This window comes from Streptomyces sp. NPDC001750 (assembly GCF_042892615.1).
Classification (GTDB): Bacteria; Actinomycetota; Actinomycetes; order Streptomycetales; family Streptomycetaceae; genus Streptomyces.
Window position 1 is genome coordinate 119,333 of sequence record NZ_JBIAUE010000021.1, and the last position, 7,907, is coordinate 127,239.

General features: G+C 67.9%; 7 protein-coding genes and 1 CRISPR repeat array. All 7 genes read left to right on the forward strand.

Annotation, left to right across the window (positions count from 1 at the left end; all coding sequences use genetic code 11):
• Positions 1 to 91 precede the first annotated feature (91 nt).
• The 7 genes from casA to cas2e all read left to right on the forward strand — a co-directional run bounded on the left by casA (position 92) and on the right by cas2e (position 6,771).
• A complete protein-coding gene (casA, locus tag ACFYY6_RS28395; protein ID WP_351630969.1) occupies positions 92 to 1,894 on the forward strand; it encodes a type I-E CRISPR-associated protein Cse1/CasA in 1,803 nt (600 codons plus the stop codon).
• 127 nt (positions 1,895 to 2,021) lie between these two features.
• The gene (casB, locus tag ACFYY6_RS28400; RefSeq protein WP_351630967.1) at positions 2,022 to 2,627 is read left to right on the forward strand and encodes a type I-E CRISPR-associated protein Cse2/CasB; all 606 of its coding nucleotides are present in this window, start codon (positions 2,022 to 2,024) and stop codon (positions 2,625 to 2,627) included.
• 118 nt (positions 2,628 to 2,745) lie between these two features.
• On the forward strand, positions 2,746 to 3,900 hold the full coding sequence (cas7e, locus tag ACFYY6_RS28405) for a type I-E CRISPR-associated protein Cas7/Cse4/CasC (protein WP_351524041.1): 1,155 nt from the start codon (positions 2,746 to 2,748) through the stop codon (positions 3,898 to 3,900).
• Positions 3,897 to 4,694 carry a type I-E CRISPR-associated protein Cas5/CasD gene (gene cas5e / locus ACFYY6_RS28410; RefSeq protein ID WP_351524039.1) on the forward strand — a complete coding sequence of 266 codons (798 nt, stop codon included), beginning with the start codon at positions 3,897 to 3,899 and terminating at the stop codon, positions 4,692 to 4,694. Before cas7e ends, cas5e begins: the two co-directional genes overlap by 4 nt.
• Before the next feature lie 5 nt (positions 4,695 to 4,699).
• On the forward strand, positions 4,700 to 5,452 hold the full coding sequence (gene cas6e, locus ACFYY6_RS28415; protein WP_389196280.1) for a type I-E CRISPR-associated protein Cas6/Cse3/CasE: 753 nt from the start codon (positions 4,700 to 4,702) through the stop codon (positions 5,450 to 5,452).
• Positions 5,453 to 5,458: 6 nt separating this feature from the next.
• Complete coding sequence (gene cas1e / locus ACFYY6_RS28420; RefSeq protein ID WP_351524038.1) at positions 5,459 to 6,466, forward strand: type I-E CRISPR-associated endonuclease Cas1e; 1,008 nt, start codon at positions 5,459 to 5,461, stop codon at positions 6,464 to 6,466.
• The gene (gene cas2e, locus ACFYY6_RS28425) at positions 6,463 to 6,771 is read left to right on the forward strand and encodes a type I-E CRISPR-associated endoribonuclease Cas2e (RefSeq protein ID WP_351630959.1); all 309 of its coding nucleotides are present in this window, start codon (positions 6,463 to 6,465) and stop codon (positions 6,769 to 6,771) included. The genes cas1e and cas2e overlap by 4 nt, the downstream gene beginning before the upstream one ends.
• 18 nt (positions 6,772 to 6,789) lie before the next feature.
• A CRISPR array of direct repeats spans positions 6,790 to 7,427; the repeat unit is 28 nt; unit sequence GTCGACCCCGCGCCCGCGGGGATGGTCC.
• The last annotated feature ends 480 nt before the right edge of the window (positions 7,428 to 7,907 follow it).

The window sequence follows — 7,907 nt, forward strand, 5'->3', positions numbered from 1 at the left end:
GCGGGGACCACGTGATTCCCGTTCTGTCACGCAAACAGACAAGGGGACCATCCCCGCAGTCCAGCCAGGTGGCCCGGTGGGTGCGGGGGCAATGGCCGGATTGTTGCACCTGAATGTGGAGAAAGTGTGCGTGCACCTCAATGTCACTGCTAGCTTTAAACAGACAAGGTTCCATTTAGGGGGACTGATGGTTCATAGCTTTTCCCTGACGGACGATCCCTGGTTGTTATTACCGCCAGCCGTAGGGGGGCCGGCGCGGGAACGCTCGCTGCGTACGGCGTTGTTGGAGGCGCACGAGTTCGGTGACTTGGTGGTGGAGCTTCCCACTCAGAGGCCGGCCGTGTTCCGACAGGTTCTGCTGCCCGTGATCCTCGACGCTCTGGGCCGTCCGGCCGACGAGCGCGAGTGGATGAACTGGTTCTCGGCGGGACAGTGGTCGCAGGCACAACGGCGAAGGCTTGAGGAGTACCTGGACGCGGACTGCGGGCTGTTCGACCTTTTCAGTCCGGTGCAGCCCTTCGGGCAGGTTGCTGGGCTGCGTACCACGAAGGGGGAGACGAAGAATGTCGGGCTGATCGTCGCGACGGCCGCCACTGGCAACAACGTGCCGTTGTTCGCTTCGCGTACAGAGTACGATTCCTTCTCGCTGACTCCGGCGCAGGCAGCGCACTGGCTGCTGCACACGCAATGCTGGGACACCGCAGCGATCAAAACAGGTGTCGTGGGCGACCTGAAAGCCAAGGCGGGAAAGACAACCGGGAATCCGACGGGGCCGCTCGGGCAGATGGGTGTCACCTTGCTGGTCGGCACGACGTTGTTCGAGACACTCCTGCTGAACCTCCCGGTCGGGGCGCCGCCGGCATCGACCGATCTGCCGCAGTGGAAGAGGCGGGAGCCCGCGGATCCACGGGCGGCGGGCACCCCCCAGTGGCAGGAGCGGGCACCCGAAGGACTCCTGGATCTGTGGACCTGGCAATCCCGCCGGATCCGGCTCTTTCCAGAAGTGATCGACGAAGGTCTGCGGGTGACGCGCGTACTGGTCGCCGCGGGGGACCGGATGCCTCACACACCCGAAACCGAGCCGCACACCATGTGGCGTGTAGAGCCGACCGGCGGCCGGAGCGCGGGGAGAAGTAGAGGCGGCGCAACTCCGCCCCGCCGTCCTCTGCGCCTCCAACCAGGGAAGGCCGCGTGGCGCGGGCTGGATGCGCTCCTGGCACCCGAGCGGCAGTCCCGGGAGGCCGGGGAGAAAACGAGCGGATTCGCCACGAGTAAGCTCCTGGACCAGGCCGGTTCCCTGGCGCCTGACCTCGGCGAGGCCTATCCGCTCCGTGTGGAACTCTCAGGCGTTGCGTACGGCAATCAGTCGGCCGTCATCGACGACGTGATGTTCGACGCGTTGCCCCTCCCGCTGGCCGCGCTCGAAGCGGACAGCGACGTCCGCTCCGCGCTTCTCGAAGTAGCGGAACAGGCAGAGCAGTTGGCCACGGCCGTCAACCATCTCTCGGCTGATCTGCGGCGTGCCCTGGGCACCGAACCGATCCCCTGGGACAAGGGGCAGCGCCCCGGCGAGCTCGTCCTGCACGCTCTGGACCCTCTGGTGCGACGGTTGATGACCGGGATGAGGGGGGTGGAGGACCTGGAGCGGATCGAGGCGGGGCAGCTCGCCTGGGAGCAGCTTGCCTGGCGCCGGAGCTGGGAGGTCGCCGACCGCCTCCTGCAGGCGGTGCCGGTCGGAGCGTTCGTAGGGAGAAGCGTCTCCCAGGGGGAGGGAAAGCCCGAGCGCACGCATCGCGTCTCGCTGGCCGAGGCATTCTTCCTCAAGCGCCGTGCGGAGATCCTTCACAGGGCCGACGCCGTTCGGAGGAACGGCCACAGTCCTGACGGCCAGTAGGCGACGAGGTGCCTACTGAGGTGCCCCATATCCGCCATGCCCTGGCCGGAGCCATCCGGTATGCCCTCCGAGGCAGCGCAGCAAGCCCTTTGTAACACAGCGTCCCTCATCACGTCTGGACACGGTCATGACCGAAGAAGACCTTACGAAGCAGAGAATCTGGCACCGTCACATCGCCGCAGACGGCACCTGGCGTCGCAAGAACGGCACTGCGGCGGAGAAACGCCCGCCCGGGGAGGACCTCGCGATTCTGCGGCGAGGCCTGGGCCGCCCCGCCGGGACCGTGCTGGAGATGTTCCCGTTCTACACCTGCCCGGTCGACGACTTCGCCGCCCGCCGCGGGGAGGTCTCGACCGAGCAGGAAGCCGAGCACATTGCGCTCGCTCTCTACGGACTGCACCAGCAGAGCCAGGGCCGGCCGATGCACCGCGACGGAGTCGGCCTCGGCCGAGCCATGCTTGAACTCCGGCGCCACGACCGCACCAGTGACGAGGCAATCGACTCCCGCTTCCAGCAGGCGTTCTCCGCAACGTCGACGGCAGCGCTCCAGATGCGTCTGCGAGGCCTGGTCACTCAGCTCAAGGACATCAAGCAGCCCCTCGACTACAACCGGCTGGTTTCCGACATACACGACTGGAACCGGCCCGAGTCACGCTCCCGCGTGCGCCGCCGCTGGGGCCTGGACTACTACGGCTGGACCCAGGGAGCAACGGCTCCGCGATCCGGCCGCTGACCCTCGACGCACCCGCGTCCGCCCTGCCACAGATGTTCTCGTCCTGCTTGCGCGCCCGCACGCGTGCCGACCACAGACCGTCCGACTACCGCTCACTCACACGACCTGGAGCAACCCGATGACCCAGCGCCTCTACATCGACATGCACGTCATTCAGACCGTTCCGCCCGCCAACCTCAACCGAGACGACCAGGGCAACCCCAAGGAAGCCATCTACGGCGGTGTCCGCCGCTCCCGCGTATCCTCCCAGGCGTGGAAGCGGGCGTCCCGCCAGCACTTCGACACCCAGGCTCCCGAGCCCGACCGCGCCACCCGCACCAAGCGCATCACCCATGAACTGGCCACCCGGATCTCGCGGAACACCGGCCTGGACCGCGACGACGCCGACCGGATCGCCACCGCCCTGCTCGCCCAGCTCGGCCTGAGCCAGGGCAAGAAGGCCAGCGATACCGCCTACCTCCTCTTCTACGGCAACGCCCAGCTCGACGCCGTGGCCGCCCTCGTGACGGACGGCGCCGCCGACCTCGCAGCACTGGATGAGAAGGCCCTGACCGAAGCAGTCAAGGAACTGGCCGTCGCGGAGAACTTCAAGACCGGACACCCCGTGGGCGTCGCCCTGTTCGGCCGCATGGTCGCCGACATTCCCAAGCTCAACGTCGACGCCGCCGTACAGGTGGCCCACGCGATCTCCACCCACGAGACGCAGCTCGAGTTCGACTACTTCACCGCCGTCGACGACCAGAACGAACAGGACGAGACCGGTGCCGGGATGATCGGCACCATCGGCTTCAACTCCGCTACCCTCTACCGCTACGCCACCGTCGGGTTCGCCCAGCTCACCAACAACCTGGGCGGTGACACCGAGGCCGCCCTCGACGCCCTCGACCGGTTCGTCGACAGCTTCGCTCTGTCCGCCCCCACCGGCTACCAGAACTCCTTCGCCCATCGCACCCGCCCCAGCCTCGTCGCGGTCGTCGTGCGCACCGACCAGCCCGTCAACCTGGTCTCCGCCTTCGAAGAACCCGTCGCGGCGGAAGCCGGCATCCAGGCGAACTCCGCCCGTCGCCTCGCCGAGGAACACATCACCGCCACACAGGTATGGGGCGACACCCCCCTCTACGGAGCGGCCAGCCACACCTTCACCACCCGCGAACCCCGCACCAAGGACACCGCCGAAACCCTCACTCAGGCCTTCGGTGAACCTGTCACCTTCGCCGACCTGCGCACGACCCTGCGCACCCGCATCACCACCGCCCTGGGGGAACAGGCGTGACACCCCCCGAGCCCACCTCCGTCCTCCTGCTGCGGCTTGCCGCCCCCCTCCAGTCATGGGGCGACCGCAGCACCTTCAACCGCCGTGAAACCCGGCCCGAACCCACAAAATCCGGAGTCGTGGGACTCCTCGCCGCCGCCGCCGGACGCCCCCGCCACGCCGCCCTGGACGACCTCGCCGGGCTCGGGCTCGGCATCCGCATCGACCAGCCCGGCAGCATCCTGCGTGACTACCACACTGTCAGCGACTACCGAGGCCAGCCGCTCCTTTCCGCCGCTGTGACCGCCAAGGGCGTGCAGAAACCCACCTCACCCGCCAAGCACACACACATCACCCAGCGCTTCTACCTCCAGGACGCCGTCTTCCTCGCAGCCGTGGAAGGTCCCCAAGAGTTCATCACCACCCTTGAACACGCCGTACGCCACCCTGCCTTCCCGCTCGCTCTCGGCCGCCGATCCTGCGTACCCGCTCAGCCCCTGGCCCTGGGGCAGCGCATCGGATCGCTTGAGGACGTTCTGCGTGCGGAGCCCTGGCAGGCCGCCCACGCGGTACGCAAGCGGTGGGGGCGCGAGAACGGCGACGCCGCGCACATCGACCTTCCCGCCACTCTCGACGACCCGGCAGGAGACGAAGTCCGCGACGACGTCCCCCTGTCCTTCGCTCCCACGAGCCGGACCTTTACCACCCGACGTACCCGGCACACCTACCTCGAAGCCCCCACCGGCCTCACACCCGATCCCGCACGGCCCCGGACCACCGGCGGCCACGACCCCTTCGCCCTTCTCGGCTGGTGACCGACATGCCCTATCTCTCCCGCATCCGCATCAACCCGCTGCGCGCCGAAAGCCGCAAACTCCTCGCCAGCCCGCGCGCCATGCACGCCGCAGTTCAAGGAGGCCTGCCCGGCCTGCCCGACCAGGAACGCACCCTGTGGCGACTCGACCCGGACAACCCCCACCGTCCCCAACTGTTCGTCCTCACCACCGACAAACCGGACTGGACCCACCTGGTCGAACAGGCAGGATGGCCCGGCGCCGACGGCGAGCACTACGCCGTGCGCGACTACGCCCCGCTCCTGCAGCAGCTGGCACCGGGCCGCAGCTTCGCCTTCCGCCTCACCGCCAACCCCGTCCAGAACACCAACCGGCCCGACAAACCCACCATGCGCCAACAGGAACGAATCGAGGCGGGCCACCGGCGCGGCTTCCGCATCGGCCACCGTACCGCCGCAGCCCAGCTCAATTGGTTCCTCACCCGCACCGCACGCTGGGGTTTCGATGTCCCCCCCGCCTCCCACCTGGACGGAACCCACGACACGGACGACGAACCACCTCGCGACATCCGCATCACAGCCCGCCAACGCCACTCCTTCGGCAAAGGGCCCAGCACCGCGAAGGAAGCCCACGTCGTCATGAACTCCGTGACCTTCGAAGGGCGCCTGCGCATCACCGACCCCGCCCTCCTCACCGAGCGCCTCCTCGCCGGCATCGGCCCCTCCAAGGCCTACGGGTGCGGACTGCTCACCCTCGCCCCACTCCCCGAAAGGGAATGAACAGCCGTGCCCGATATCTGGTGGAAAGCCGACCCCCAGGACCTGCACCGCCTCGTCGACCGTGTCTCCAGCGTCTACGTCGAGCGAAGCCACCTGGACCGCGACGAGAACGCCGTCGTCATCATCAACAAGCAGCAAACCGTCCGGGTACCCGCAGCCATGGTGGCCGTCATGCTCCTCGGCCCCGGCACGCGTGCCACCCACGGCGCCATCCGTCTGCTTGCGGACTCCGGCACCACCGTGTGCTGGGTCGGTGAACAAGGCGTCCGCATGTACGCAGCTGGCCTCGGCCCCAGCCGCGGTGCCGGCCTTCTCCACCGCCAGGCCTGGCTCGTCACCCGCCCCAAGGAACGCCTTGCCGTCGCCCGCGCCATGTACAGCATGCGTTTCCCTGGCGAGGACGTCTCCACCCTCACCATGCAGCAACTCCGCGGACGCGAAGGGACGCGCATCCGCAAGTATTACCGAGCCCAGGCGGACCGTACCGGGGTTCCCTGGAACGGCCGTGTCTACAAGGCCGGCGACGCATTCGCAGCGGGCGACGACCTCAACCGCCTCCTGTCCGCCGCCAACGCCGCGCTCTACGGCATCTGCCACGCCGTCATCATCGGACTCGGCGCCAGTCCAGGACTCGGCTTCGTACACACCGGCAAAGCCACATCCTTTGTCCTGGACATCGCCGACCTCTACAAGGCCGAATACACCATCCCGCTCGCCTTCGACCTCGCCGCGCAAGGCCTCACCGAAGAACGCGACGCACGTCTCGGACTTCGTGACCTCATCGCCCGCGACAAACTCCTCGGCCGCATCGTCACCGACGTCAAGAACCTGCTTACCCCCGAAGGAACAGACTTCGACGACCCCGAAGCCAACCTCCTGTGGGACGAGCACCTCGGTACTGTCCCGGGCGGTACCAACTACGCTGGCCACGCAGACCTGTCGGCACACGGAATGACCGACAACCACATCGCCGTCATCGGACCCGAAATCGACGACCCCGAAGCCACACCATGACCGTCATCATCCTCATCGCCGCCCCAGAAGGCCTCCGCGGACACCTCACCCGCTGGATGGTCGAGGCCAGCGCCGGCGTATTCGTTGGCAACCCCAGCCGCCGCGTCCGCGACCGCGTCTGGGAACTCCTGGCCACCCGTATCGGCGACGGCCAGGCCATCCTCATCGAACCCGCCGCCAACGAACAGGGATGGGCCGTCCGCACCGCAGGCCGCGATCGCTGGCAGCCCGTCGACTTCGATGGGCTGATCCTTTCAGCCCGCCCCAAAAAGCAACTAAACGAAAACAGCCACCCCGCCCGATAAAGCCCCAGCTCAACAAGTGTCGACCCCGCGCCCGCGGGGATGGTCCGGTGTGGGCACTCGATCGAGTGCTGTCGTCGTCGTCGACCCCGCGCCCGCGGGGATGGTCCGGAACCTGATGTACGAGACCAATCCTGCCGGATGTCGACCCCGCGCCCGCGGGGATGGTCCGAGCGTTTCCTCGCATGGGGCAGGCAGCTCAACGTCGACCCCGCGCCCGCGGGGATGGTCCGACACGTAGAGGTCTAGCGCTACCACTAGCGCTGTCGACCCCGCGCCCGCGGGGATGGTCCGGTCGATCAGGCCGCAAAATTCGTGGAACTGCTGTCGACCCCGCGCCCGCGGGGATGGTCCTCTCCCACGTGGTCGGGAACCGCAACGCCCAGTGTCGACCCCGCGCCCGCGGGGATGGTCCGCCGCGCCAGCGCCAGCAGCTCGCCAGCGTCCGGTCGACCCCGCGCCCGCGGGGATGGTCCTGTCCGTGGACTCCTCTCGGCCAAGGCCGCTCGGTCGACCCCGCGCCCGCGGGGATGGTCCGGCGGACGAGGACGCCAACCGCATCTGGCGTGAGTCGACCCCGCGCCCGCGGGGATGGTCCGGGCGTCGTCGGTATGCCGGTTTACATGTGGACGTCGACCCCGCGCCTGCGGGGATGGCCCTTCACGATTTGGGGTGCTTGATCTTGATCGCTATTGCGGTGTTGTCCTCGTGGGCGGGGAAAGAGCGCACCGAGTCGGAGTGGGGGAGGGGTGGAGAGGGTGGAAGTCTGCTTACGGCGCAAAGGTTCGGTAAAACCTAGGGGGTGGCTCGGGTTCCAACTACCTGGGTTCCGCTCGGCCTCTGTCGGCGAGGAGGTGGAGGGTTACCGCCGCTACTGACGGTGACGGTTGTGCTCTTCGTGTTGGTGGGAGCGAGTCGGCCGCGCGGTTCCGTGTCCGCCGAAGTAGGGGGCGTCCTCTCCGCGCGGGTGGAGGTGCGCCTTAGGTCGTGTCGGGGCCTGGCGGCCGGTTCTCCATGCGTGGTGGTATTGGTGGGGGGCCACCACGCACACCACAACCCCCCGGGGGGGGGGGGCGGGGTCGACCGGGGTAAAAAACCGGGGGAAAAAAACAAAAAATAAAAAAAACCCCCGGGGGAGA

Bases quoted from the DNA above. Each gene is read 5' to 3' on its own strand.
- casA (WP_351630969.1), top strand. From the start codon at position 92: ATGGCCGGATTGTTGCACCTGAATGTGGAGAAAGTGTGCGTGCACCTC.
- cas6e (WP_389196280.1), top strand. From the start codon at position 4,700: ATGCCCTATCTCTCCCGCATCCGCATCAACCCGCTGCGCGCCGAAAGC.
- casB (WP_351630967.1), top strand. From the start codon at position 2,022: ATGACCGAAGAAGACCTTACGAAGCAGAGAATCTGGCACCGTCACATC.
- cas7e (WP_351524041.1), top strand. From the start codon at position 2,746: ATGACCCAGCGCCTCTACATCGACATGCACGTCATTCAGACCGTTCCG.
- cas2e (WP_351630959.1), top strand. From the start codon at position 6,463: ATGACCGTCATCATCCTCATCGCCGCCCCAGAAGGCCTCCGCGGACAC.